General features: G+C 65.5%; 22 protein-coding genes and 1 pseudogene. 9 read left to right on the top strand and 14 right to left on the bottom strand.

Going from position 1 to position 24,018, the window contains the following annotated elements:
* Positions 1-4 precede the first annotated feature (4 nt).
* The 8 genes from ACETII_RS00605 to ACETII_RS00640 all read right to left on the bottom strand — a co-directional run bounded on the left by ACETII_RS00605 (position 5) and on the right by ACETII_RS00640 (position 9,560).
* On the bottom strand, positions 5-625 hold the full coding sequence (locus ACETII_RS00605) for a cytochrome c oxidase assembly protein (protein ID WP_472785320.1): 621 nt from the start codon (positions 623-625) through the stop codon (positions 5-7).
* Between the two features lie 132 nt (positions 626-757).
* A complete protein-coding gene (locus ACETII_RS00610) occupies positions 758-1,273 on the bottom strand; it encodes an NADH-quinone oxidoreductase subunit B family protein (protein ID WP_472785321.1) in 516 nt (171 codons plus the stop codon).
* Positions 1,274-1,286: 13 nt separating this feature from the next.
* Positions 1,287-2,804, bottom strand: a complete 1,518-nt coding sequence (locus tag ACETII_RS00615; RefSeq protein WP_472785322.1) for a hydrogenase large subunit — start codon at positions 2,802-2,804, stop codon at positions 1,287-1,289.
* A 9-nt stretch (positions 2,805-2,813) separates the two neighbouring features.
* Complete coding sequence (locus ACETII_RS00620; protein WP_472785323.1) at positions 2,814-4,262, bottom strand: hydrogenase 4 subunit F; 1,449 nt, start codon at positions 4,260-4,262, stop codon at positions 2,814-2,816.
* Positions 4,259-4,924, bottom strand: a complete 666-nt coding sequence (locus ACETII_RS00625) for a hydrogenase-4 component E (RefSeq protein ID WP_363352067.1) — start codon at positions 4,922-4,924, stop codon at positions 4,259-4,261. The genes ACETII_RS00620 and ACETII_RS00625 overlap by 4 nt, the downstream gene beginning before the upstream one ends.
* Entirely contained in the window at positions 4,924-5,880 is a 957-nt protein-coding gene (locus ACETII_RS00630) for a respiratory chain complex I subunit 1 family protein (protein WP_363352065.1), read from the bottom strand. The genes ACETII_RS00625 and ACETII_RS00630 overlap by 1 nt, the downstream gene beginning before the upstream one ends.
* A complete protein-coding gene (gene hyfB, locus ACETII_RS00635) occupies positions 5,877-7,874 on the bottom strand; it encodes a hydrogenase 4 subunit B (protein WP_472785324.1) in 1,998 nt (665 codons plus the stop codon). The genes ACETII_RS00630 and hyfB overlap by 4 nt, the downstream gene beginning before the upstream one ends.
* 33 nt (positions 7,875-7,907) lie before the next feature.
* Positions 7,908-9,560, bottom strand: a complete 1,653-nt coding sequence (locus tag ACETII_RS00640; protein ID WP_472785325.1) for a SulP family inorganic anion transporter — start codon at positions 9,558-9,560, stop codon at positions 7,908-7,910.
* 494 nt (positions 9,561-10,054) lie between these two features.
* On the opposite strand from ACETII_RS00640, the gene fabG reads away from it, so the two are divergent.
* The 5 genes from fabG (at position 10,055) to ACETII_RS00665 (ending at position 14,663) form a co-directional block, all read left to right on the top strand.
* Positions 10,055-10,828, top strand: coding sequence for a 3-oxoacyl-ACP reductase FabG (gene fabG, locus ACETII_RS00645; protein ID WP_472785326.1), 774 nt, complete (start codon positions 10,055-10,057; stop codon positions 10,826-10,828).
* Between the two features lie 239 nt (positions 10,829-11,067).
* On the top strand, positions 11,068-11,253 hold the full coding sequence (locus ACETII_RS00650) for a hypothetical protein (protein ID WP_363352057.1): 186 nt from the start codon (positions 11,068-11,070) through the stop codon (positions 11,251-11,253).
* A 139-nt stretch (positions 11,254-11,392) separates the two neighbouring features.
* Positions 11,393-11,605 carry a hypothetical protein gene (locus ACETII_RS00655; RefSeq protein ID WP_363352056.1) on the top strand — a complete coding sequence of 71 codons (213 nt, stop codon included), beginning with the start codon at positions 11,393-11,395 and terminating at the stop codon, positions 11,603-11,605.
* A gap of 567 nt (positions 11,606-12,172) precedes the next feature.
* A complete protein-coding gene (locus ACETII_RS00660; protein ID WP_472785327.1) occupies positions 12,173-12,820 on the top strand; it encodes a hypothetical protein in 648 nt (215 codons plus the stop codon).
* A gap of 208 nt (positions 12,821-13,028) precedes the next feature.
* A complete protein-coding gene (locus ACETII_RS00665) occupies positions 13,029-14,663 on the top strand; it encodes an ATP-binding protein (RefSeq protein ID WP_472785328.1) in 1,635 nt (544 codons plus the stop codon).
* A gap of 21 nt (positions 14,664-14,684) precedes the next feature.
* Here ACETII_RS00665 and ACETII_RS00670 read toward each other — a convergent pair whose 3' ends face one another.
* The 5 genes from ACETII_RS00670 to ACETII_RS00690 form a co-directional block, all read right to left on the bottom strand.
* Entirely contained in the window at positions 14,685-15,125 is a 441-nt protein-coding gene (locus ACETII_RS00670; RefSeq protein WP_472785329.1) for a regulator, read from the bottom strand.
* A gap of 146 nt (positions 15,126-15,271) precedes the next feature.
* Positions 15,272-15,622 (bottom strand): ArsR/SmtB family transcription factor, encoded by a 351-nt coding sequence (locus tag ACETII_RS00675; RefSeq protein WP_363352048.1) that lies wholly within the window; start codon positions 15,620-15,622, stop codon positions 15,272-15,274.
* Positions 15,612-16,061: an RrF2 family transcriptional regulator gene (locus ACETII_RS00680; protein ID WP_363352046.1), complete on the bottom strand. Its 450-nt coding sequence runs from the start codon at positions 16,059-16,061 to the stop codon at positions 15,612-15,614. The genes ACETII_RS00675 and ACETII_RS00680 overlap by 11 nt, the downstream gene beginning before the upstream one ends.
* Positions 16,062-16,145: 84 nt before the next feature.
* Positions 16,146-18,419, bottom strand: a complete 2,274-nt coding sequence (locus tag ACETII_RS00685) for a family 2A encapsulin nanocompartment cargo protein cysteine desulfurase (RefSeq protein WP_472785330.1) — start codon at positions 18,417-18,419, stop codon at positions 16,146-16,148.
* A gap of 69 nt (positions 18,420-18,488) precedes the next feature.
* Positions 18,489-19,436 (bottom strand): family 2A encapsulin nanocompartment shell protein, encoded by a 948-nt coding sequence (locus ACETII_RS00690; RefSeq protein ID WP_472785331.1) that lies wholly within the window; start codon positions 19,434-19,436, stop codon positions 18,489-18,491.
* Between the two features lie 345 nt (positions 19,437-19,781).
* On the opposite strand from ACETII_RS00690, the gene epsC reads away from it, so the two are divergent.
* The 4 genes from epsC to ACETII_RS00710 all read left to right on the top strand — a co-directional run bounded on the left by epsC (position 19,782) and on the right by ACETII_RS00710 (position 23,101).
* Positions 19,782-20,720: a serine O-acetyltransferase EpsC gene (gene epsC, locus ACETII_RS00695; protein WP_363352040.1), complete on the top strand. Its 939-nt coding sequence runs from the start codon at positions 19,782-19,784 to the stop codon at positions 20,718-20,720.
* A gap of 49 nt (positions 20,721-20,769) precedes the next feature.
* Positions 20,770-21,753 carry a cysteine synthase A gene (gene cysK / locus ACETII_RS00700; protein ID WP_472785332.1) on the top strand — a complete coding sequence of 328 codons (984 nt, stop codon included), beginning with the start codon at positions 20,770-20,772 and terminating at the stop codon, positions 21,751-21,753.
* A gap of 23 nt (positions 21,754-21,776) precedes the next feature.
* The gene (locus tag ACETII_RS00705; protein ID WP_472785333.1) at positions 21,777-22,784 is read left to right on the top strand and encodes a sulfate ABC transporter substrate-binding protein; all 1,008 of its coding nucleotides are present in this window, start codon (positions 21,777-21,779) and stop codon (positions 22,782-22,784) included.
* 65 nt (positions 22,785-22,849) lie between these two features.
* The gene (locus tag ACETII_RS00710) at positions 22,850-23,101 is read left to right on the top strand and encodes a hypothetical protein (RefSeq protein ID WP_472785334.1); all 252 of its coding nucleotides are present in this window, start codon (positions 22,850-22,852) and stop codon (positions 23,099-23,101) included.
* A gap of 496 nt (positions 23,102-23,597) precedes the next feature.
* On the opposite strand, the pseudogene ACETII_RS00715 reads toward ACETII_RS00710, so the two are convergent.
* Positions 23,598-23,951: pseudogene (locus ACETII_RS00715) on the bottom strand (PQQ-dependent sugar dehydrogenase); the annotation flags it as partial.
* Positions 23,952-24,018 lie beyond the last annotated feature (67 nt).

Consider the following 24,018-nt stretch of genomic DNA (forward strand, 5'->3'; position numbering starts at 1 on the left):
GTCTTCAAGCGCGCATGACTTCGCGGGTGGAAATGGCGACGCCGGTCAGGACGTAGCTCAACGGACAGATGGCGAGCATGAGCAGGCCGGCGGCGCGCTGATCGGCGAGCGCCGCCTCTCCCGCGCCATGCGCGGCGCCGAGAACGCGCGGCGCGAACAGGAGCAGGACGCCGAGCAGGCAGTAAAGCTTTCCGGTGATGGCGAGCGCCGCGACGCTGCGCCAGGGATTGGCGGCGAGGATCGCGCCCCAGAACATCGTCGCGGCGAGAAGGAGCGTCAGCTGCATCAGCGCCGGCGCCGCGCTCATGTGCAGGCGCGCCGACGCCAAGCTCGGCGCATGCCAGAGATAGAGCAGCATGATTTGCACCGCCGTCGCGAGCGCCAGCGCGCCGCGCCAGGCGGGGCCGGCGGCGAGGCCGACGCGAAACGCCGCCACCGCGAGCAGAGGCGCCAGCGCGTTCATGACGTAGATATGCGCCGCCATATGAAAGACGCGCGGATTGGCGGCGAGCCCGACCTGGATGAGCGGCGCCGCGACGGCGACGACGAGCCCCGCGCAGATTTCATCCGCCGCCGGCAGCCGCCTCGCCGGCGCGGCGGCCGCCACGCTGTGTTGCGCGCGCATGTCCTCCTCCACCGCTGACGCGATGCATATCGTCCTGAAAATCCGGCTGGCGACGGGGCGGCCCCTTAGAAAGCGACGAACCGCCGCCGCCGCCGAGGGCGAGGCGGGCGCGCGCGAAGCCTCGTCCCGGCGTCAGGCGGCGACGTCGAGCAAGGCGATGAGGCCTTTGAGCAAAGCGACGGGATCGGGGGGACAGCCGGGGATATGAAGATCGACGGGCGCGACCTCCGAGACCGCGCCGACGCAGGCGTAGCTTCCGGCGAAGACGCCGCCGTTCAAGGCGCAGTCGCCCACCGCCACGACCCATTTGGGATCGGGCGTGGCGGCTAAGGTGCGCTCGAGCGCCTCGCGCATGTTCTTCGTCACCGGGCCCGTCACCATCAGCACGTCGGCGTGCCGGGGCGACGCGACGAAGCGCAGGCCGAAGCGCTCGAGGTCGTAATAGGCGTTGCTCAGGGCGTGAATCTCGAGCTCGCAGCCGTTGCAGGAGCCGGCGTCGACCTCGCGGATCGACAGGCTGCGGCCGAGCCGCTCGCGCGCGGTCTTCTCGAGCGCGCGTCCGAGTTCGGCGAGCATCGCGTCGTCGGGCAGCGGCGGGGGCTCCGTCAGAGCGCCGCGAAACAGGCCCTGGAAGAGAAATTTCTGCATCGGTCGCCCGTCCTCAAAGATCGTGCCCCGAATAGGAGCAGTTGAAGGATTTGTTGCACAAGGGGAAGTCCGCGACGATCGCGCCCTTGATCGCGGCTTCGAGCAGCGGCCATTGGAACCAGGACGGGTCCCTGAGATGCGCGCGCGCGACGCGGCCTTCCCCGTCGAGCCGCAGCCAGACGAAAATGTCGCCGCGAAACCCTTCGACGAGCGCCGCGCCCTCGCCGGCTCCGCTCGCCGCGGCGCCGGCCTGAAGCGGCCCGTGCGGCAGCCGGTCGAGGAGCTGCTCGATGATCTGGATCGACGCCCGCACTTCGTCGAAGCGCACCCAGACGCGGGCGTCGACGTCGCCGTCGGTCGAGGCGCCGAGATCGAACGACAGTTCGTCATAAGGCGCGTAGCCGATCGCGCGGCGGGCGTCGAAGGCGCGCCCCGAGGCGCGGCCGATGAAGCCGCCGCAGGCGTATTGCCGCGCGAGGTCCGCGCTGACCCCGCCCACGCCGACGGTGCGGTCCTGCAGCGAGGTGGTGTCGCCGTAAAGGCTGATGAGGCGCGGCGTCATCAGCGCTATCCAGTCGAGGAGGCTCCGCAGCGCCGCGGCGCCTTCCTCAGAGAGATCCGCCGTCACGCCGCCGGGCGTGATCCGGTCCATCATGAGCCGGTGGCCGAAGCAGGCGGCGGCCGCTCTCAACAGCCGCTCACGCACGAGGCCGCATTGGGCGAGCATGAGCGAGAAGGCGGCGTCGTTGCAGATGGCGCCGATGTCGCCGAAGTGATTGGCGAGCCGCTCGAGCTCCGCCATCAGCGCGCGCAGCCACGCCGCGCGGGGCGGGGCTTCGATTCCAAGCGCCGCCTCGACGGCCTGCGCGAAGCCGAGACTATAGGCGACGGTGCTGTCCCCCGAGACGCGGGCGGCGATCTTCGCGGCGCGTTCGATCGGCGCGCCGGCCATGAGACCGTCGACGCCCTTGTGGACATACCCCAGCCGCTCTTCGAGACGAACGATCGTCTCGCCATTCGCCGAAAAGCGGAAATGGCCGGGCTCGATGATCCCGGCGTGAACCGGGCCGACGGGAATCTGATGCAGCCCGGCCCCCTCGGCGGGCAGGAATGCGTAGGGATCGCTCGTCGCCGCGAGCGGCTCCGCGTCCCCGCAGGGATGGCGCAGCCCCCAGCGGCCGTGATCGAGCCAGCGCCGCGCATCGGGCAGCCCCTCGGCCTCGAGCCCGTAGAGATCGCCGATCGTCCGCTCCAGGCGCAGCGCCGGCGGGTGCAGCCGGGCGACGGAGGGGAAGCGCCGCTCCGGACAGGCGAGGGCGAGAAGGCGCAGCGCATAGGTTTCCCGGTCCGCGAGGGCGAGGTAGACCTGCGCGCCGTCGCTCCACAGGCTGAACAGATCGGCTTTCCCTTCGGCAATGAGACGCGCGGCGCTCCGCCAGCGGTCGGCGTCGACGTCTTCGCAGGCGAAGGGGCGGCAGGAGGACGGGGACCGCGGCGCGGCGCCGGTCTTGTGCTTGAGATTGACGGGCATCTCCCTCTCCTAGCCCAGCAGGCGCGCGACGTTTTCGAACCAGCTCACGAGATAGGCGGGCAGATACAGACCCGCCATGAGCACCAATGCAAGATGCGCGACAAGCGGCGCGGAGGACGCCTCGACCGCGCCGACGCTTTTCGAGGGCGCGCCGAAGGCCATGCCGATCAGCCGCAGGAGCAAGGCGCCGAAGGCGACGAGCAGGCCGAGCACGAGCGGCGCGGCGAGCCAGGGCTGGCGCGCGAAGGCCGAACTCACCACGAGAAATTCGCTCATGAACACGCCGAGCGGCGGCATGCCGCAAATCGCCATGACGCCCACGACCAGACCCCAGCCGAGCGTCGGATGGCTCTGCGTGAGCCCGCGGATGTCGGCGATCTTCTGCGTGCCCTTGGCCTGGGCGATCTGGCCGACGGCGAAAAAGATCGCCGACTTGGTGAGGCTGTGCATCGCCATATGCAGCAGGGCCGCGAAATTGGCGAGCGGCCCGCCGATCCCGAAGGCGAAGGCGATGACCCCCATATGTTCGATGGAGGAATAGGCGAACAGCCTTTTGACGTCGTCGCGTCGGTAGAGCATGAAGGCGGCGAACAACACCGAGCCGAGACCGAGCGTGATCAGCATCGGTCCCGGCGTCATCGCCATGGCGTTCGCCGTCAGCAGCATTTTGAAGCGCAGCACGGCGTAAAGCGCCACATTCAGCAGCAGGCCGGAGAGAACGGCGGAAATCGGCGTCGGGCCTTCGGCATGGGCGTCGGGGAGCCAGGCGTGCATCGGCGCGAGGCCGACCTTGGTGCCATAGCCGAGCATGAGGAAGACGAAGGCGACATTGAGCAGGCGCGGGCTCAAATGCGCGGCCTGCTGCATCAGCGACGACCACACCATCGCGTCATAGCCCTGTCCCAGCGCCGGCTCGGCCGCCATATAGACGAGGATGGTCCCAAACAGCGCCAGCGCAATGCCGACGCTGCCGAGAATGAAATATTTCCAGGCCGCCTCGAGCGCGTCGCGCGTGCGATAGACGCCGACCATCATCACCGTGGTGAGCGTCGCAACCTCGACCGAAACCCACATGAGGCCGATATTGCTGGCGAGCAGCGCGAGGTTCATGGAGAACATGAGGATCTGATACATGGCGTGATAGAAGCGCAGATTGCCCGCCGACAGTCTGCCGGTCGCCATCTCGTGACGAATATAGCTCGAACTGAACAGGCTCGTCGTGAAGCCGATGAACGTCGAGAGCACGACGAAGACGATGTTGAGTTCGTCGACGAACAAAAAGCTGCCGGTCTCGCTCCCCTTGACGAGCAGCAGCAGAGCGAAACTGAGCGTCGCGCCCGACGCGGCGACGTTGATCTGCGACGCCCGCCCATAATCGGACTCGAAGGCGAGGATGCAGGCCGCCGCCGCGGGAATGACGACGAGCGCATTGGACAGCATGAACAGTTCTGAAATCATCGACGACGCTCCTCGCGCACGCGATCGAGTTCGAATAGATCGACGGTGTCGAAACGCTCGCGAATGCGAAACAGGAAAACGCCGACGACAATGAAGGCGATCAGCACCGACAGCGCGACGCTGATCTCGACGACGAGCGGCATGCCGTCGGCGCCCGCGGCGGCGAGGATGAGGCCGTTTTCGAGCGACATGAAGCCGATGATCTGGCTCACCGCATTGCGCCGCGTCACCATCATCAACAGGCCGAGCAGCACGATGGCGAGCGCAAAGGCGAGGTCCTCGCGCGCGAAAGGATCGGCCGTCGTCGTCGCCGGCAGCATCACCACGAGCGACAGCGCCATCAGGAACATGCCGAAGAGCATTGTCCAGCCGACGCCGCCGACGATCTCGACGGTGCGGTGAATGCGCAACCGCTTGATGATGGCGCGCAGGCTGAACGGAATGACGAGCGCCTTGAAGATGAGGGCGATGCCCGCGGTGACGTAGAGATGCGGCGCATCCTGCACATAGGCCTGCCAGGCGACGGAGAGCGCGAGAACGAGAGCGTGAAGGGCGAAAATATTGATGAGGCCGGAGAGCCTGTCCTGGTAGAGCAGCATGAAGCTCACCAGCACGAGCCCGCCGGCGAGCAGCTGCGCGACGTCGAGAGACAGATGGGCCATCAAAGGCTCCGGGTGATGAAGACGAGGAAGGTGCCGAGGAGGCCGAGCATCAGCGCGGCGCCGAGGAAATCCGGCACGCGGAAAATGCGCATCTTCGCGGTCGACGCCTCGAAGAGGGCGAGAAGAAAGCCCCCGGCGGCGAGCTTGCCCATATAGGCGAGCACGCCGACGCCCATCGCGCCAAGGCCGGCGTCAGGGGGCGCGAGACCGAAGGGAAAGAAGACGCAGGCGATGAGCGAGACATAGAGCAGCAGCTTGAGCGCGGCGGCGAGCTCCATCACGGCGAGATGCCGGCCGGAATATTCGAGGATCATCGCCTCATGCACCATCGTCAATTCCAGATGCGTGGCCGGATTGTCGACGGGGATGCGGCCATTCTCGGCGATCGCCACGATGACGAGGCCGATCAGCGCGAACAGCACGGAGACGCGCAAGGAGAAGTCCGAGGCCATGTAAGCCGCGACCTCGGAAAGCTGCGTCGAGCCCGCGATCAGCGAGACGACGAAGACGATCATGATGGTCGCCGGCTCGGCGAGGGAGCCGAACATCATTTCGCGGCTGGCCCCAATGCCGCCGAAGCTCGTGCCGACATCCATTCCCGCAAGCGCGAGGAAGAAGCGGCCGGCGCCGAGAAGCGCGGCGAGCGCGATGAGATCGGCTATCCAGTTGAACATCAGCCCGGTCGCGAAGGTCGGAACGAGCGACGCCGCGACCCAGGTCGTCGCGAAGACGATGTAGGGCGCGGCGCGATAGAGCCAGGAGGCGTCCTCGGCGAGCACGGTCTCCTTGCGCAGCAGGCGGATGAGGTCGTACCAGGGTTGCAGGATCGGCGCGCCGCGCCGGCGCAGGAGCCGCGCCTTCACCTTGCGCGTGAAGCCGACGAGCGCCGGCGCGAGCGCCAGCGTCAGCGCCATCTGCGCCGCCTGCGCCAACAGATCGAAGAGCAAGCCGGTCATAGCGCCACGATGATGAGCATGAGGACGAGCGCTGCGAAGACGAGCGCCAGATATTCCTGGATCGGCAGGAAGCTCACGAAATTGAGCCGCTTGGCGATCGCCGTCACGGCCTCGCCCAGCGGTTCGTAGAAATAGGCGATGAAACGGTCGCCGACGTCGACGGTGAAATGCGCGGCGCGCGTCTCGCCCGGGGCCGGCATGTCGAGCCGTTCCTTCACCGAAAAGGCGATATGCCCGAGCGTGCGCCGGATCGGCTGCGCGAAGCTGCTCCCACTGTATTGCGTCAAGGGAGAGGCGTCGACATAGCCGCAATCCCAGGGCGGCGCGCGGCGCAAGGGGCGCGGCCAGATCCTTTTGATCGCATACATTGCGCCAAGCGACGAGAACAGAATGAAGGCGAAGACGAGGAAGCCATTATAGGAGCTGCGGCCTTCGGCGATCGGCGCGATGGAGAGCCAGCCGATCTGACTCTGCGTCGGCATGCGCCCGCCGACAGATGCGGCCGCCGCCGGCGAGATCGCGTCGATCATCAGGCCCGGCAGAACGCCCGCGAGTAGACACAAGAGCAGCAGGGCCGACATGGTGCCGAGCGACCAGGGGTCGGTTTCGCGCGCGCGCCGCGCCGCCTCCGAACGCGGGCGCCCCAGAAACACGACGCCGAAGGCGCGAACATAGGCGGCCGCGCCGAGAGCGGCGCTCAACGCGAGCGTCACGCCGACGGCGGGGATCGTGAGCTTGAGCAGCCATTGCGGCAACGCCGGGCTGAGCAGAATGGCGTGGAAGACGAGCCACTCCGAAACGAAGCCATTGAGCGGCGGCAGCGCCGCGATGGCGACGCAGGCGCCGAGGAAGACGAAGGCGGTTCTGGGCATGCATCGGATCAGCCCGCCGAGCCGCTCGATGTTCTTCTCGCCTGTCGCGCCCAGAACGGCGCCGGCGCCGAAGAACAGCGCGCCCTTGAACAGCGAATGGTTGAAGATATGAAACAGCGCGGCGGTGAAGGCCAGGGCCGCCGGCACGGCCTCGCCATTCGCCTTGAAAGCCAGCGCCAGGCCGAGCGCGATGAAGATGACGCCAACGTTTTCGATCGTGCTGTAGGCGAGGAGCTTCTTGAGATCGCTCTGCTCGGAGGCGAACAGAACGCCGATGAGCGCGCTCGCCGCGCCGAAAACCAGCGGATGGACGCTCCACAGAAAGGACGGCGGGCCGAGCAGATCGAAGACGAAGCGAATGAAGCCGTAAATCGCTACCTTGGTCATGACGCCGCTCATCAGCGCCGAGACATGGCTCGGCGCGGCGGGATGGGCGAGCGGCAGCCAGATATGCAAGGGGACGAGGCCGGCCTTGGAGCCGGCGCCGAGCGTCACGAGAGCGAGGACGAGGCCCGCCTTAAAGGGGTCGAGCGGCGTCGCGCGAATGGTCGCGAAATCATAGGCGCCCGTCGTCCCGGCCAGAACGCCGAAAGCCATGAGCAGGCAAAGCGCGCCGAAGCTCGCCATCAGCAGATAGATGTAAGCGGCCGCCCGGTTTTCGGCGTGGTCGTGATGCGCGAGCGTCAGCGCCCAGGACGCAACCGACATGAACTCCCAGGCGACGAGGAAGGCGTAGGCGTCGTCGGCGAGAACCACCGCCGCCATCGCGGCGACGAAGGCCGGGAAGAAGGGCAGAATGCGCATCGGGTCCTTTTCCTGCGCGCCATAGCCGATGGCGTAGGCGCTCGCCGCCGCGCCGCCGAGAGCGACGACGGCGAGAAAGAAGCCGCTCAAGGGATCGAGGCGGAAATGCATGCCGATCCACGGAACGCCCAGCGGCAGCGTCGTCGTCAGCGCGCCGGCGCCGCGCGGCGCGACCGCCGCGACGAAGATCGCCCCACATAGCGCGCCGCTCAGCCCATAGACGCGGCGCGTCACATCCGCGCGCGAGCGCCAATAAAGCGACAGGGCGCCGACGCAAAACAGAGCGGCGACGCAAAACAGCGCGAAGTCAAGCAACATGAAACGTCCTTCCCGGCGCCGCGGCGGCCCCTTCTACGCGCAGCGTTTGCGCGGCGCGAGCGGATGCTTGGACGTCGCAACGAGCTGATCGAGCCCCCTGATTTCCGCGTCGCCGCCTCTGCTCCGATAGTCCTCGCAAAAGTGATGCAGGTTCTCCATGACCGTGTGGTCGACGGAGGACGCGCCCGACAGATCGAATATGACGGTCCCGCCCGGCGGAATCGTCGCAAGGTCATTCTTCAACGCAAGATAATTGCCAAAGAACGCCGCCCCTGCAACCTGAACATGATAGACGCCGGGCGCCGTCTCCTCGATGGCGCGGCTGAGCTTGAGGACGTTGCGCCAGTTGATGCTGCGCCAGAAGTGGAAGAAAAGCTCGGCCAGCACGCCGATCGCCACGCCAATGAGAAGGTCGGAGCCGAGAACGCCGACGATGGTGATCACGAAGACGCCGAGCTGATCCCAGCCGATCTCCAGCGTCTTCTTGAACTCGCGGGGCGAAGCCAGCCGGTAGCCGGTAAAGACCAGCAGCGCGGCGAGCGACGCCAGCGGAATCTCGTGGATGACCTTGGGCAGCAGCGCCACGAAGACGAGCAGGAAGAGCCCGTGGAAGAAATTCGCCCAGCCGGTGCGCGCGCCGTTATTGACGTTCGCCGAACTGCGCACGATTTCCGCGATCATCGGCAAGCCGCCGATCAGACCGCAGATCGCATTGCCGACGCCAACCGCGGCGACGTCGCGATTGAGGTTCGACACACGCTTGTAGGGGTCGAGCTTATCCACCGCGGCGGCGCTGAGCAGGCTTTCCAGGCTGCCCACGAGCGCAATCGCGAACACTTGCCGCCAGAAGGCGATCGCGCCCACGAGATGAAAATCGGGGAAGGAAAAGCCGGCAAGAAAGTTTTGCGGCAGCGTGACGAGAAATTTGGGTCCGATCACGAATTCGTGGTGCGGCAGAAACACCGCATCGGGGAGAAACAGATATTTGTGCTCGTCCTCGAGATCGAAATATTTCCCCAGCGCCATGCCGAGGAGCACGACGAGAAGCGGCGCGGGCACGACCTTCAGTCTCGTATTGCCGACCAATGTCCAAAGCGCCATGATCAGCAGGCCCACTATCCCGATGATCGCGACCTCGGGGTTCATGTCGCGCAGGCTCGCGGGGATGGCGCCGATGGTCTCGAACAGCGTCTGCGCCTCGGGCTTCACGCCCAGCATGACGTGGCTCTGCTTGGCGATGATGATGACGCCGATCGCCGCGAGCATGCCGTGCACCGCCGAGGACGGGAAGAAGGCGCTCATCTTGCCGGCCTTCATCACGCCCATGAGAATCTGGATGATCCCCGCAAAGAAGATGGCGGCGAGCGTAAAGCGGTAGCCCGCGACGGCGTCGCCCTGACCGAGTTCCTGCACCGAGTCGAGAATGACGACGATGAGCCCGGCCGCCGGCCCCATGATGGTCACGAACGAACCATTGATGCGCGACACCAGCAACCCGCCGACGATCCCCGTGATGATGCCGGCCTGCGGCGGAAAGCCCGAGGCCATGGCGATGCCGAGAGACAGCGGCAAGGCGATGAGAAAGACGAGAAATCCCGCCAGGACGTCGGCGCGCCAGTTTTCGGCGAGGGCGGAAAGGCCGCTCTTGGGCAAAGCGACGTCGGGCGGCTGGACAGAGACGTTCATTGTCGGAGCGACCTCTACGAGAATGGAGCGAGCACAAACGCGACGCCCGGAGAACGTTCCCCTGTTAAAGAAAACAAGTCATCCGGCGACAAAGCGCATCGCATCGCGCCCGCGCCTCGACAATCTGAGATGGCTTCATCCGGGACCGCCGGCTCGCAATCAAACTTGCAAGCGGCTGTTTCCCCAGTTTTTCGCACCTGCGAGATATATTTCTGGAGTTTTTCCCAAAGGCGCCGACGCGCTCCGCCGCAACGGCGCGCGCGGAGGGGTCGATGCGCTTGCGCCGGCCAAATAATGAAAACGACGCCGACGCCGGAACGTGAGACAGCGCTTTCGACATGAATAGGGCCGTCTGCTTCAGACGCACATTAGGCGCCTGCTATGCCCGCGTATTTGCGCGGCCGACACGGCCCCCGTGCGCGCCAATTGATTGCGATGTAGGATGGCCGCGGGAAGGCGAGAGGGCCGGCAAGCTACAAAGGAGGGGGGTTGCGATGTTCAGCTCGATCAGCGGCCGGTCGGTCATTGTCACGGGGGGAAGCAAAGGCATTGGCGCCGGCCTCGCGCGCGTCTTCGCCAGCAAAGGCGCGCAGGTGTTGGTCGTCGCGCGAGACGCGTCGAGAGCGGAAGCGACCGCCGCCGCGATCCGCGACAAAGGATTCATCGCGAGCGCCTTCGCGGCGAATATTGGCGACCCTGCAGATGTCGCGCGCATGGTCGCCGCGGCGCTGGAGCGGCACGGCGGCCTCGACATCCTCTGCGCGAACGCCGGCATTTTCCCTGCGGCCCGACTCGCCGACATGAGTCTCGAGCAGTGGAACGAGGTGATGACCGTAAATCTGACCGGCGCCTATCTGTGTGTGCAAGCCTCCATGCCCGCTTTGGCGCGAAGCGGCCGCGGCCGTGTGATCCTCACCTCTTCAATTACAGGACCGATCACCGGCTACCCCGGATGGGCGCATTATGGGGCGAGCAAGGCGGGGCAACTCGGGTTCATGCGCACGGCGGCGCTGGAGCTGTCGCCACACGCGATCACGATCAACGCCGTATTGCCCGGAAATATCAAAACCGAGGGCCTCGACGACCTCGGCGAGGACTATATCGCGAGGATGACGGCCTCCATCCCGCAGCACAGATTGGGCGGCGTCGAGGACATCGCGAACGCTGCGCTCTTTTTCGCCAGCGACGAAGCCGCCTATATCACGGGTCAGACGCTCGTCATCGATGGCGGCCAGGTTCTGCCGGAATCGCTGATGGCGCTGGAGTAAGCCGCACTTTCGCCGTCCTGCCGCCTGCCGTCGGGCAGGGGCGGGCGTGATTTATGCGGGCGCATGTGGCATATGTGCGTCGAGCGCCAAGGCCGAGGCCGGCCGATGCGCAGGCTGTTTCGACTTGGCGCATGACAAGCGGCGCTCGGATTTGGTCTAAGCAAGGCAGGAAAATGCGCGGGACTGGGGAAGGGCGTGTTAACGCCCCGTGGGATGCAAGACGTTAAGCGAGGTTGATCATGCCGAATATGAAAATCATCACGGTCATCACCCTGGTCCTGATGGCCAGCGTCTATTTTCTGCACGTTAGTTTCATAACCAAATTGCTGCTCGACCTGTTGCTTTTTGCAGGCTGGGCGTTCTTCGCAATCGTCCGGTCGGCGAGCGAAAGGCGGCGCGCGCGTCAATCGAGCGACAACGTCTAGCCCGTCGCGCATCGCTAAAACACGGCGCGCGGGCTCGAGAATCGCGGATTCCGACCCCGTCGCCAGGCGTTAAGCCAAAAGCGTCTCATTCGCCGCCGGTACATGCGGGGCCATTGCGCCTTAGTGGAAAAAGGCAAGGATGAGCCTGCCCGTCGAGATCATGCAAGCCGTGGCGAACGCCAAGGCGATCCCGGCGCCTTGCCAGTCGCGAACTTTCGCGGCCTTGTACGTGGAAAGGGCGAGGAAAAGGCTGAAGACCATCCCGGCCAAGCCTATCGCCATGATTCCCGCAGTGGAAGAGTCGGCGAAGAACGAGGTCATGGCTGAGCCCGGGAGGACGCTGCGCCGCTGACCTGGCGGACGAGCGCCCGAGGGTTTTTATTGATCGACCGTAGGAAAACTGAAGACCCGCCCACCAACACTAAGGGCGTTGAGCCGAGCCCCCATGCGAAGATCAGGCAGATGGCGACGAGGGCCAGGCCAATCCTTGCGGCCTCCCAATCGCGAGCCTTCGCGGCTTTCCAGGTAGCGATGGCGATGATCAGTCCAGAGACGGCACAGGCTACAGCGCCGAGGAACAGCAGGGCGGATATCAAAACTCTCTAGCTCTCCATCGGCGGCCGCAGATTGAATCTGGCCAGAGAAACAGCCTGCTGAGTAGCTGTGTCTTCTACTTAAGGCTGCTTGGCCAGTGAGCCGATGCGCTCGAACCGAGCGACAATCGTGAACAGAGCTTTGCGCGCGCCAAAGCTTCAGCGCAAATAATGTGAGGCCTCTCCTTGAACAGCGCTGGCTGATCGTCAGCGATACGGCGTCGCCCTGTCGTGCTCGAACGCAGCCGCCGCCCCGTCTCGAGTTGGCTTATCGCGCTGAACGCTATAGAAGTGCGCCTCTCCTGCGTAAGCCGGGTGAGATCGCCATGTCGATAGAAACCGCGCGCCGGCGCCGGCGGCAAGGGTCAGGCGGGCTTGCAACGGTCGTCGATCTCGACGCGTCGCGCAGCGCAGGGGTTGCGCCGCATGCGCTTGGCGCCCCGATGGACGACTCCCGTTTCCTCAGATACGCCGTCGAGGCGGCCAACGCAGAAAGCTTTGCGGCGACGGGCGAGCGCGCCACATGCGTTCTTACTGCGCACGCCCTCAATGCAGCGCTCCAGCAGCTGGGGCGGCGTTCGTACCTCCTGCGCGTCGAGACCACGGTCCAGCATCGAACCGACAGCGCATTTGCCGGCTGCGTTTTGGGGCGCGGCCCCTGGGAGCGGCGCGCGACGGCGCCGGGCATGTGGCGCGGCCATCTGGTCGTCGCGATCGAGACGGCGTGGCTTCTCGATCCGACGCTCGATCAAGCCAACAGGCCGGAGTGGGGGCGGCATCGGGTCGGGCCGTTGGTGGTTCCTCTGCCGCGACGATTTTGGGTCGATCCTCGGGGGGCTCGCGTCGCCGTCGGCGAACTGGAGGTCAGCTACCGCCCTTATCGCCGCCCGCAGAGCGGCTTTGCAAACAAGCGGGACGCCCGCCCGTCTCACTGGCGGACCATTGCCGAGCGTGTGCTTGAACGCATCACCTGACGGTCCCTTAGCGCTTGCGCGCTGCAGCGCGCGTCGTCGTGCTAAGAACATGATCGCACCAGGCGTCTCTTACTTGTCAGACAGCGCGCCTCACGCCCCGGTTGCAGGAGGCGACGTTGAAACATAGCTGGAGCATAGTTCGCGGGCGCGGCGATGAACCTGGACGTGGCCGGCTCATGCTTCGGCGATCCCTTCCTGGGAGGACTTCATGCTCTCCGCTTTGAGCGAGTGGGTGTTTGGCGCCTCTGGCCTGACGCCACACGGATACTGCCTGCTTTGGGAGCCCGGGCTGATCTGGCTCTACGCGATTTCAGACGCAACCACGGCAATGGCCTATTTCTCCATTCCGCTGGCGCTCGTGATCGTCGGAAAAAAACGCAGCGATCTCGTCTTTCGGCCGATGCTGTGGCTGTTTGCGGCGTTTATCCTGCTCTGCGGCACGACGCATTGGCTCGATCTTTTCACGCTCTGGAGCCCGCTCTATGGGCTGCAGGGCCTCGTCAAGGCGTTGACGGCGCTCGCCTCGATCGCGACCGCGGTGGCGTTATGGTGGGCCTTGCCGAGTTTTCTCGCGCTTCCTTCCGTCGAGCAATTGCGTCACGCCAATGCGGCGCTGCTCGCGAGCGAGGAGCGGCTGGCCCACGCCCATAAGATGGAGGCGCTCGGGCAGCTCACCGGCGGCATTGCGCACGACTTCAACAATGTGCTGCAGGTCATTGTCGGCTCCCTCAGCGTCATCGAACGCCAGATTGCGCTTGGCCGCGCCGCCTCCATCGAGCGGCCCCTGGCCGCGATACGGAAAGCCTCGACCACCGCCTCCAGCCTCACCAACCGGATGCTGGCCTTCTCGCGCCGGCAGACTCTCGTGCCGCGCGTCATCGAGCCCGACAAGCTCGTTGCGGGCATGGAGGAGATGTTGCGTCGGACGCTCGGACCGGAAATCGAGCTCGATCTGCGCTTGGGGCCTTGCCGCTGCCGCGTGACCTGCGACCCGTCTCAACTCGAGAGCGCCTTGCTGAACCTCGCGATCAACGCCCGGGACGCCATGCCGCAAGGCGGCCTGCTCAGGATCACGACGCTGGACCGGACGTTCGAGACCAAGCTTCCGGAGCCCGACATCGAGCCCGGCGACTATATCGAGATCGAGGTGACGGACAGTGGCGTGGGCATGAGCCACGAGCTGCTCAGCCGCGTTTTCGAGCCGTTCTTCACAACCAAACCCTTGGGGGAGGGGACGGGTCTGGGCCTGTCGCAGGTTTACGGCTTCGTCAAACAATCCGGCGGGTTCGTGCGGATCGAAAGCGCGCCGGGCAAGGGAACCACCGCGCGGATTTACTTGCCGGGCCGCGCCGCGCCGCCCGCCGCCGCCACGGAAGACCGGCCCGCCGTCAACGGAGCCGCATCTGCGCGCGCCACGCATCGGAGAAGAACCTTGATCGTCGAGGATCAAGAGGACGTGCGCGCCCAGATCGTCAGCACGCTCAGCGATATGGGTTGCGAGACGATCGAAGCCGGCGACGGCGGGGCCGGACTGAAAATAATAGAGGCGGGCGAGCCGTTGGACCTGCTCATCAGCGACGTCGGCCTGCCGGTGTTGAATGGCGTTCAACTCGCCGAGGCCGCGCGCCTCGCGCATCCGGATTTGCCGATTTTGCTTATTACCGGCTACGCCGGCAAATCCGCGGAGACATTGCGGCTGGCGCCAAATATGGAGGTGCTGCGCAAGCCGTTCACGCTCGATGAATTGGCCGCCAGGGTTCAGGCGATGTTCGAAGCAGCCGTCGCCCTGAGCGAGCCGAGCGCCGGAAGCAGCCACGCTCCGCTCGGCGCGCTCAAAGGCTGAGCGGCGACGTCAGCGGAGAGCTTACATGTTGCGGCTCGCGTCGCGATCGTAGAGGCTGGCGAAGTCCGCCGCGCAGAGAGTCCGCACGACGTTCATCTCGTTATCGAGCGCCTCGTAGAGCGCGCCATCCCCGTAGATCGCGAAGAGAACGACGGCGTCCTGATCGCCCCCGCCTTCGCGGTGCGGGTCGTCCGAAGGCGGCGCGACAGTGAAACGCCCCGTTGGCCTGAGCTCCTTGAGCCGCCCGTCGACATGATACAGGCGATGCTCGCCCTGCAGCGTCATCGTCTTGTTGAGCGTGAGATGCCGATGCAGGATAATTTGCCGGTTGGCGGCGAATTTGAAGACGACGTGCATGACGCCGTGTTTGTCGTCCATGTCGAGAACCGACAGCGATAGATGATCGATGCCGTCGATCTGTTTCCAGCAGATATTGTGGTCGTCGAAAGCGAACGCGCGCATGGGCTCTTCCTCCTCTCGCTCCGGCGCAGATTAGAGAAAGCCGGCGCCGGGCGCCCATGGCGAGACGCCTTCCTGCAACCGGGCAATTTGCCCGATCTGCGCAGTCGCCGCCGATGATCTGGAACGATACGCGACAGAAGGGGCGATCAGGGCCGCGCAGGACAGAAAATGTCCGAGAGCAACTGGATCATCGGTTTGAGCCGCTCGTCGCTCAGCGAGTAGTAGATCGATCGCGAGTCTCTGCGCGTCGTGACCATCCGATCCTTGCGCAGCCGCGCGAGATGCTGCGAAAGCGCCGACTGGCTGAGGCCAACGGCGTTCTGCAGGTCCATCACACAAAGTTCAGCACCATGCAATTCGCAGAGGATCATGAGCCTGTGCCCGTTTGCGAGCGTCTTGAGAAATCGCTCGGCTTCTTCGGCCTTGGCGGCGAGCGCGGCGAGGCCGTCGTCGCGGGCTTCTCCTGCGGACTGCGGGCCTGCGCTGTCAGATGTCATAGAAAAGAACTTCAGCTTCGGCTCGCGCCGCGTCCGACATCTGCTCGAGAGAACAATTGTCGAGAACGTCGGACAGCGCGCGTTGGGCGTCCAACATGACTTTGCGGACCGCGCAGGCGTTTTCATCGACACAGTCGTCACAGCGGCGGTAGCGCGTCTTGCTCGCGCAGGGCATGGGCGCCAGCGGGCCGTCGATGGCCCGCACGACGTCGCCGACGATGATGTCGCGCGCCGGCCGGGCGAGGCTGTAGCCGCCGCCCTTGCCCATGCGCGAATGAACGAAGCCGGAGTTGCGCAGCTCACAGAGAATAGCGTCGAGAAACTTCTTCGGGATGTTCTGGCTCTCGGCGATTTCCAGAACAGGCACGGGGCGCCCGAAATTCGACCGGGCGAGATGCACCATCGCCTTGAGGCCGTATTTTCCCTTCTTGGTGAGCACGGCGGCGACTCTCCGGATAACGTTTCGAACGTCTCCGTAGCAGCCGATCGCGATCTAGTCAACTAGTTCTATAGACTTAAAACGTCACAGTCGTCCCCGGCCGGCCTGCAGCTTCAGCAGCGCCGCCACCAGCGTGTCCACGTCGGCGCATGTGTTGTAGAAGGCCAGCGACGGCCGCACGGTGGCTTCCAGGCCGAAGCGGCGCAGGATGGGCTGGGCGCAATGATGGCCGGCGCGCACGGCGACGCCCTCGCGGTCCAGCGCCTTGCCCACGTCCATCGGACTGTGGCCGTCGAGCACGAAAGACAGCACGGACGCCTTCTCGGCCGCCGTTCCGATCAAGGTCAGTCCCGGGACGAGGCGCATTTTCTCGGTGGCGTAGACGAGCAGGTCATGCTCGTAGCGCGCAATGACCTCCATGCCGATGCTCTCGACATAGTCGATCGCGGCGCCGAGGCCGACGGCGTCGGCGATATTGCCCGTGCCGGCTTCGAATCGCTCCGGCGCGCCCTGATAAACGGTCTTCTCGAAGGTGACGTCCGCGATCATATTGCCGCCGCCCTGCCAGGGCGGCATGTGCTCGAGGACGGCGTCCTTTCCATAGACCACGCCAATGCCGGTCGGTCCGAAAACCTTGTGGCCGGAGAAGACGAAGAAGTCGCAGTCGAGCGACTGGACGTCCACGGGCATATGCGAAACCGATTGCGCGCCGTCGATCAGCACGCAGGCGCCATGCCGATGCGCCATGGCGGCGATCTCCCGCGCGGGCGTAATCGTCCCCAGCGCGTTCGACACCTGCGTCACGGCGACGATGCGCGTGCGCGGGTTCAGGAGCTTCTCATATTCCTCGAGAATGAGCTGGCCGCGGTCGTCGACGGGCGCGACGCGCAAACGCGCGCCTTTTTCGGCGCAGAGCATTTGCCAGGGCACGATGTTGGCGTGGTGCTCCAGCAAGGAAACGACGATCTCGTCGCCCTCGCGCACATTGCGGCGGCCCCAGGCCTGCGCCACGAGATTGACGCCCTCCGTGGCGCCGCGCACGAAGACGATGTCTTTCACGTTCGGAGCCTTGAGGAAGCGGCGGACCTTCTCGCGCGCCGCTTCATAGGCGTCGGTCGACCGCGCCGCCAGCGCATGGGCGGCGCGGTGGATGTTGGAATTTTCATATTCGTAGAAATGCGCCAGGCGGTCGATCACCGACTGCGGCTTTTGCGTGGTCGCGGCGTTGTCGAGCCAGATCAGCGGCTTGCCGTGCACCTGCTGCTGCAGGATCGGGAAGTCGCGTTTGACCCGATAGGGATCGAAGGCCTGCCGCGTCTCCGGCGCGCTCGCTGAAAGTTCGGGCGCATAGCCCTGCGGCGCGGACGGCTCGGCGGGCGTCGTGTCGAGAACGCCCGAATGGCCGCCGCTATGGCTCAGGAAATAAAGCGCGTCGCTGGCGGCCGGCCCGCTTTGCCCGACGGCGGGGACGCTGTCGAAGCCGCTCGACACTTGCTCGCCGCCGATCGGCGGCGTCGCCAGGGCCGCTGCGTCGGACAAACGGTGGGGATCGGCTTCGGATGGTCCGGAAATGGCGAAGCGCTCCGGCGCCGGCGCGGCGCTGGCTTCTGCGAGCGCGGGCGCGCTCGGCGCGGAGACGGGGATATTCGGGTGGCCGAGCTCCGGCTGCGGCGCGACGGCGGGCGCGTGCGGCGAGAGATAGGCCGGCGCGTCGAGCTGCGGCGCGCGCGCCGGGTCCGCGCTCGCCGGAACGCCGCGCTCGTGCAGGAAATAGAGATTGTCGGAGCGCGCGGGCGCAACGCCGCCCGGCACGCCGGGTTCGAAAAGGCCGAAATCGCCCGGCGCCGCGGCGCGGTCCTGCGGAACGAGCGCCATGTCGGCCGGAAGCAGCCGCGGGATCAGACTGTAATCGACGTCGGACGGGATCGTCGACGGATTAGAACTTCCAACCGACGCGCCGGGCTGCGGGATCTGGTCGAGTCCGAGCGGCCGCGTCGGCGATTGCAGGCCGGTCGGCGCGGCGGGCGCGGGGATATTGGGCGTCGGAACGACGGAAGGAATCGTCGTCTGCGGAATGTCCGGCGGGCCGAAGGAGGCGCGCGCCGGCGCATAGGGGGCGACCGTCGTCACCACGGAGGGCGCCGGGGCGTCGGGCAGGCTCGGCGTCAACGCCGGCGGACCGAACGGCGACGGAGAAGCCGCGAGCGCCACGGGCGGCTGCTGGAAAAAGGCGTTGGCGAGCCGCGCGATGACGTCCGCATCGATCGCGGGCGCCGCATGATGGCCAGCGTCCTGAACGGGAAGATTGTCGAGAGGCAGATCGGCGGACGCCGGAACGGCGGGCTTCGCGGACGACATGAACTACGCATTCCCCGTGAATGGGGCCGGCGGCGGGCGCCGCCGGCCTGTCTCGTCAGTCTGCGCGGATCAGACGCGCCTGTCGTCGTAGTCGTGGAATTTGCTCACGTCGACGTCCTCGAGCACGCCGAGCGCGTCATGCGTCAGCACGGCCGCCGAGCAGTAGAGCGAGATCAGATAGGACGCGATGGCCTTGCGGTTGATGCCCATGAAGCGAACCGAAAGGCTCGGCGCCACCTCGCCGGGAACGCCCGGTTGGAACAGCCCGATCACGCCCTGTTTCTTCTCGCCGGTGCGCAGCAACAGGATGTTCGTCTTGCCCGTCTCGTCGATGTAGAGCTTGTCGCTGGGTACCAGCGGCAGACCGCGCCAGGTCAGGAACGGCGAGCCGAAGAGCGTCACGGTCGGCGGCGGCACGCCGCGGCGCGTGCATTCACGCCCGAAGGCCGCGATCGCGCGCGGATGCGCCAGAAAGAAGGCCGGCTCTTTCCAAACCCTGGCGATCAGCTCGTCGAGATCGTCGGGCGTCGGCGAACCCAGGCGCGTCTTGATCTTCATCGAGGGCGCCGCATTGGCGAGGAATCCGTATTCCGGATTGTTGATGAGTTCGGATTCCTGCTTCTCCTTCACTTTTTCGGTGAGGAGGCGGACCTGTTCCTGAATTTGATCATAAGGATGGTTGTAGAGGTCCGAGACGCGGGTCTGCACGTCGAGAACGGTCGTCACGGCGTTCATCGAATATTCGCGCGGCGCTTCTTCGTAATCGACGAAGGTCTCCGGCAGATCCGCGTCGCGGTCGCGCGCCGGGCTGCACTGGACGTCGGCGTCGGTCAGCGCGACCGCCTCCTTGACCCTGTTGAGACGATAGATGCCGGCCTCGACCGGCACCCAGGGAAGGAAGGAGATCAACCAGCGCGGCGTAATGCCCGACCATTGCGGGCGCGTCTTCGTGGCGTTTGCGAGCTGGCGCGCCGCCGCCTCGCTCAACGTGCGCCGGACTTCAGGTTCTGTTGTCATGCAATCTTCCTGGAACGGGCGTTCGGCGACGGAGCCGCCGCGCGCCTGTGGCCGCGACGAACGCCGCCGTTGAATTACTGCTCATCGCCAACGATTTGCTTGCGATGGCCGCCAGATTACACAGCTTCAGGCGGGTTTCAAGAGTAATTTCCAAGCTTAATTCTTTAAATACATATATAGTTCTAGTAAACCACATAACCTTTACAAAAAACATTGGCTTTCAGGATGGCTGCGACCCCGCCCTCGCGGGAGACGCCGCCTCCCCCACGCGTTTCCTGTTGCCTTTTCTAATTTAGTCTATATTTTTTATCAAGTGTTGCGCTCCCTTTGCCGAAGGCTTGGTCGATGACCGAACAAATTGACAGAATATCCCGCGCTGCGGACGCCTTCGATGCGGCGCGGATCGTCTCCGCGCTCGGCGAATTGAGAAAAGCCTCTCAAAGCAGGCGATATGGCGCCGGCCGGCTTCCTGAACTGCCGTCGAAGGCGCGCATCGTCGATCTCGTCGAAGATCTGACCGCCGTTCTCTATCCGCGCCACTTTGGCCCGTGCGAGCTCACGCCCGAGACGACGGACGCTTATCTGATTCGCACGCTCGACCGCGCGCTGCGCGCCCTTTGCGAACAGATCCGCCGCGAGCTCGCGCTGTTCGATGCGGACAAGGCGGCGGAAGCGCCGCGACAGGCGGAAGAGATTGCGCGCAAATTTGCGGCGGCGCTGCCCGAGGCGCGCGCGCTTCTCGACAAGGACATCCGCGCCGCCTTCGATGGCGATCCGGCGGCGAAGTCCCTCGACGAGGTCGTGTTCTGCTATCCCGGCGTCGCGGCGGTCATCCGCCACCGCGTCGCGCATCGCCTCTATCGGCTGGGCGCGCCGATGATTGCGCGCATCATCGCCGAGATCGCGCACGCCGAGACGGGGATCGACATCCATCCCGGCGCGCAGATCGACGAAGGCTTTTTCATCGACCACGGCACCGGCGTCGTGATCGGCGAAACGACCGTCATCGGCAAACGCGTGCGTCTCTATCAGGCCGTAACGCTCGGCGCGAAGCGCTTCGCGGTCGACGAGACGGGCGCGCTCGAGAAAGGCAAGCCGCGCCATCCCATCGTCGAGGACGAAGTGGTGATCTACGCCGGCGCGACCGTCCTCGGGCGCATCACCATCGGCCGCGGCTCCTCCATCGGCGGCAATGTGTGGCTGACGCATAGCGTGCCGCCCGGCAGCAACATCACCCAGGCCAAGGCCCATGTCGAATTCTTCGACCATGGCGCGGGAATCTGAAAACCCAGTCGCGGCGCGAGCCGAACGCAAACGAGGAAAGGATCGGCGCATGACGGTTCACAACGTGAATTTTTCGCCCGCCGCGCGACCGGGACGCGGGCGCATCTACGAGTCGATCACGCAAACCATCGGCGACACGCCGATCGTCAGGCTCGATCGCATCGCGCGCGAAAAAGGCGCGAAGGCGAATATTCTCGCCAAGCTCGAATTCTTCAACCCGATCGCCAGCGTCAAAGACCGCATCGGCGTCGCCATGATCGAGAAGCTGGAGCGCGAGGGACGCATTGCGCCGGGACGGACGGTGCTCATCGAGCCCACCTCCGGCAATACCGGCATCGCGCTCGGCTTCGTCGCGGCGGCGCGCGGCTACAAGCTCGTCCTCGTCATGCCGGAGTCGATGTCGATCGAGCGGCGCAAGATGCTCGCGCTGCTCGGCGCCGAACTCGTGTTGACGCCCGCCGCGCAAGGCATGAAAGGCGCGCTGGCCAAGGCCGACGAGCTCGTCGCCAAGAACCCCGACGCGATCATTCCGCAGCAGTTCGAAAATCCCGCCAACCCCGAAATTCACCGCCTCACCACCGCCGAGGAAATCTGGAACGACACCAATGGCGAGATCGACTACTTCGTCGCCGGCGTCGGCACCGGCGGCACGATCACCGGCGTTGGACAGGCGCTGAAGCCGCGACGCCAGTCGCTGCGGATCGTCGCCGTCGAGCCCGAGGACTCGGCTGTGCTGTCGGGCCGCCCGCCGGGACCGCATAAAATCCAGGGCGTCGGCGCCGGCTTCGTGCCGCCCATCCTCGACCGCAGCGTCATCGACGAGATCATCACGATCGGCAATCAGACCGCCTTCGACACGGCGCGGCTCGCGGCGCGTCTGGAAGGCGCGCCGATTGGCGTTTCCTCCGGGGCCGCCCTTGCCGCGGCGCTGGAAATCGGCGCGCGGCCGGAAGCTTCCGGCAAGAACGTCGTCGTCATCATCCCCTCTTTCGCCGAACGCTATCTGTCGACGCCGCTGTTCGAGGGGCTGTGACCAAAGTGGAGCACGAAAGAAGAATGAACGCTCGCCTTTCTCTTGCGTTGGCGGCGCTGGCGCTCGGCGCCGCCGCCATCTCCACCGCGCGCGCCGACGCGACGCTCCTGAACGTCTCTTACGACCCCACGCGCGAGCTCTACAAGGCCGTCAACAAGGCATTCGCCGCGCAATGGAAAAAGCAGACGGGCGAAACGGTCGATCTCCAGACGTCTCATGGCGGGTCTGGCGCGCAGGCGCGCGCCGTCATCGAAGGGCTTCCCGCCGATGTCGTGACGCTCGCGCTCGCCAACGACATCGACGCCATTGCGTCGAAGACCGGCAAAATCCCGCCGGACTGGCAAAAGCGTCTTCCGAACAATTCCGCGCCCTACACGTCGACGATTGTCTTTCTCGTGCGCAAGGGCAATCCCAAGGCGGTGACGGATTGGTCCGATCTCGCGAAGCCCGGCGTCACCGTGGTGACGCCGAACCCGAAGACGGGCGGCGGCGCGCGCTGGAATTTCCTCGCCGCCTGGGCCTATGGCCTGAAAGCCTTCAAGGGCGATGAGGCGCAGACCAAAGCTTTGGTCAAAGCGATTTACGACAATGCGCCCGTCCTCGACACGGGCGCCCGCGGCTCGACGGTGACCTTCGCCCAGCGCGGCATCGGCGACGTGCTGATCACCTGGGAGAATGAAGCCTTCCTCGCCCAGCAGGAGTTCGGCGCCGATAAATTCGAAATCGTCACGCCGTCCCTTTCCATCCTGGCCGAGCCCGCCGTCGCGCTCGTCGACGGCAATGTCGACGCCAAAGGGTCGCGCAAAGCCGCGGAGGCCTTTCTCGACTATCTGTTCAAGCCGGAAACGCAGGCGCTCATCGCCAAATTCGGCTATCGCCCGGCCTTTCCCAAATATGCGGCGGCGTCCGACCTGAAGCGTTTCTCGAAAGTCGAGCTCGTCACGATCGGCGAAGGATTCGGCGGATGGCCGGCGGCGCAGAAGAAGTTCTTCGCCGACGGCGGCGTCTTCGACGAGATACAGAAACGTTAGGCTGTCGGCCGCACGGGCGACCACCGCCTCGCCGCCGCGCCGTCATGCGCACTGGATTTGGCCAGATGACCAGACCGCTTGCTTGCGTCCGACCTCTCGTCGTTTCCGGCGTCCTCGCGCAGACGCTGTTTTGGCTTTTCACCTTGCAGGAGCCGCGGAACGAGGCGCTGCCCTTCGACCTCGTCTTCTTGTGGCTGACCGCGCCCGCGATCCTGCTGGGTTATCGCGATCGCTCCCTCCCGCTCGCGGCAGGCCTCGCCGCCGCGAGCTTCGCGATCAACGCCGGGCTGCTCCTCGCGGCTCTGAACGCAGACTGAGCGCCGCCCGCGATCAGCTGGAGAGCGCCGGGCCGGCGAAGGCCTGCGCATCGAAAGCTCTAGCGCCATCCCCACAGGCAGACGTTCGTCCAAACCTGCTCGAAGCCCGTCCACACGTATTGAAAGCAGTCCGTTCCAAAGTCATGCCCTTTGTAGCACGTCGGGCAATCTCCCGGCAGGCGCGGGGCGAAACGGGAACCGGCCACGACGACCGGGCTTCTGTCGACAAGATCATTTGCGTCGGCTTGCGGCGGCGCGGCGAACAAGAAGAGCGCACAGGCTGATAAGGCAATTCTCTTTCTGCCAGTCATGGCGAACCTCCCAATAGAAAGGGCGATGTCGTCATGTAAGCTTCGCGCCGCTCGCGGCAAGCCATATTCGCGGCAAGCCTTGTTCGCCGCGAGCCATGTTCGCCGCGAGTCCCGTTCTCCCGTAAGCCTGCCGCGGGCTGAAGCGGCGGCGGCAAGCGGGACGCGGGCGCACGCTGCGGCCCGCGTCACGGCCTTTTCGAGACTCGAAAGATCGTTCCCGCGCCATCCTCGCTGATGAACAGCGCGCCGTCCGGCGCGACGGCGACGTCGACGGGACGTCCCCAGACGCGCGTCTCGTCGATGACGAAGCCGCTCACGAAATCCTGATAGGCGCCCGTCGGCTTTCCCGCCGCCGCGCGTCGGCGTGGCGCGGGTCCTCATTGGCGCCGATGTAATACCAGGGCCAGCCATAGAAGGCGCCGGGCGTCACATGCGTCGCATAATCGGGCGGCAGATCGTCTCCGAGCATGTCGCGCTCATTCACGACGCACCAGAGATCATCGGCATTCGGCCGCTCTCAGACCGGAGCAATTTCGAATGCGCTCGACCATGCCGCCGCCCTTCGATTTTTTGCCATTTGCGCAGAGAAAGGCCCGCGCCGCCGGG

The sequence above is a fragment of the Methylocystis sp. NC52PC genome (assembly GCF_055698645.1).

What these genes read in the sequence shown, in the direction of transcription:
- ACETII_RS00605 (WP_472785320.1), bottom strand. Translation starts at nt 625, where the DNA reads ATGCGCGCGCAACACAGCGTGGCGGCCGCCGCGCCGGCGAGGCGGCTG.
- ACETII_RS00610 (WP_472785321.1), bottom strand. Translation starts at nt 1,273, where the DNA reads ATGCAGAAATTTCTCTTCCAGGGCCTGTTTCGCGGCGCTCTGACGGAG.
- ACETII_RS00615 (WP_472785322.1), bottom strand. Translation starts at nt 2,804, where the DNA reads ATGCCCGTCAATCTCAAGCACAAGACCGGCGCCGCGCCGCGGTCCCCG.
- ACETII_RS00620 (WP_472785323.1), bottom strand. Translation starts at nt 4,262, where the DNA reads ATGATTTCAGAACTGTTCATGCTGTCCAATGCGCTCGTCGTCATTCCC.
- ACETII_RS00625 (WP_363352067.1), bottom strand. Translation starts at nt 4,924, where the DNA reads ATGGCCCATCTGTCTCTCGACGTCGCGCAGCTGCTCGCCGGCGGGCTC.
- ACETII_RS00630 (WP_363352065.1), bottom strand. Translation starts at nt 5,880, where the DNA reads ATGACCGGCTTGCTCTTCGATCTGTTGGCGCAGGCGGCGCAGATGGCG.
- hyfB (WP_472785324.1), bottom strand. Translation starts at nt 7,874, where the DNA reads ATGTTGCTTGACTTCGCGCTGTTTTGCGTCGCCGCTCTGTTTTGCGTC.
- ACETII_RS00640 (WP_472785325.1), bottom strand. Translation starts at nt 9,560, where the DNA reads ATGAACGTCTCTGTCCAGCCGCCCGACGTCGCTTTGCCCAAGAGCGGC.
- fabG (WP_472785326.1), top strand. Translation starts at nt 10,055, where the DNA reads ATGTTCAGCTCGATCAGCGGCCGGTCGGTCATTGTCACGGGGGGAAGC.
- ACETII_RS00650 (WP_363352057.1), top strand. Translation starts at nt 11,068, where the DNA reads ATGCCGAATATGAAAATCATCACGGTCATCACCCTGGTCCTGATGGCC.
- ACETII_RS00655 (WP_363352056.1), top strand. Translation starts at nt 11,393, where the DNA reads ATGAGCCTGCCCGTCGAGATCATGCAAGCCGTGGCGAACGCCAAGGCG.
- ACETII_RS00660 (WP_472785327.1), top strand. Translation starts at nt 12,173, where the DNA reads ATGTCGATAGAAACCGCGCGCCGGCGCCGGCGGCAAGGGTCAGGCGGG.
- ACETII_RS00665 (WP_472785328.1), top strand. Translation starts at nt 13,029, where the DNA reads ATGCTCTCCGCTTTGAGCGAGTGGGTGTTTGGCGCCTCTGGCCTGACG.
- ACETII_RS00670 (WP_472785329.1), bottom strand. Translation starts at nt 15,125, where the DNA reads ATGCGCGCGTTCGCTTTCGACGACCACAATATCTGCTGGAAACAGATC.
- ACETII_RS00675 (WP_363352048.1), bottom strand. Translation starts at nt 15,622, where the DNA reads ATGACATCTGACAGCGCAGGCCCGCAGTCCGCAGGAGAAGCCCGCGAC.
- ACETII_RS00685 (WP_472785330.1), bottom strand. Translation starts at nt 18,419, where the DNA reads ATGTCGTCCGCGAAGCCCGCCGTTCCGGCGTCCGCCGATCTGCCTCTC.
- ACETII_RS00690 (WP_472785331.1), bottom strand. Translation starts at nt 19,436, where the DNA reads ATGACAACAGAACCTGAAGTCCGGCGCACGTTGAGCGAGGCGGCGGCG.
- epsC (WP_363352040.1), top strand. Translation starts at nt 19,782, where the DNA reads ATGACCGAACAAATTGACAGAATATCCCGCGCTGCGGACGCCTTCGAT.
- cysK (WP_472785332.1), top strand. Translation starts at nt 20,770, where the DNA reads ATGACGGTTCACAACGTGAATTTTTCGCCCGCCGCGCGACCGGGACGC.
- ACETII_RS00705 (WP_472785333.1), top strand. Translation starts at nt 21,777, where the DNA reads ATGAACGCTCGCCTTTCTCTTGCGTTGGCGGCGCTGGCGCTCGGCGCC.
- ACETII_RS00710 (WP_472785334.1), top strand. Translation starts at nt 22,850, where the DNA reads ATGACCAGACCGCTTGCTTGCGTCCGACCTCTCGTCGTTTCCGGCGTC.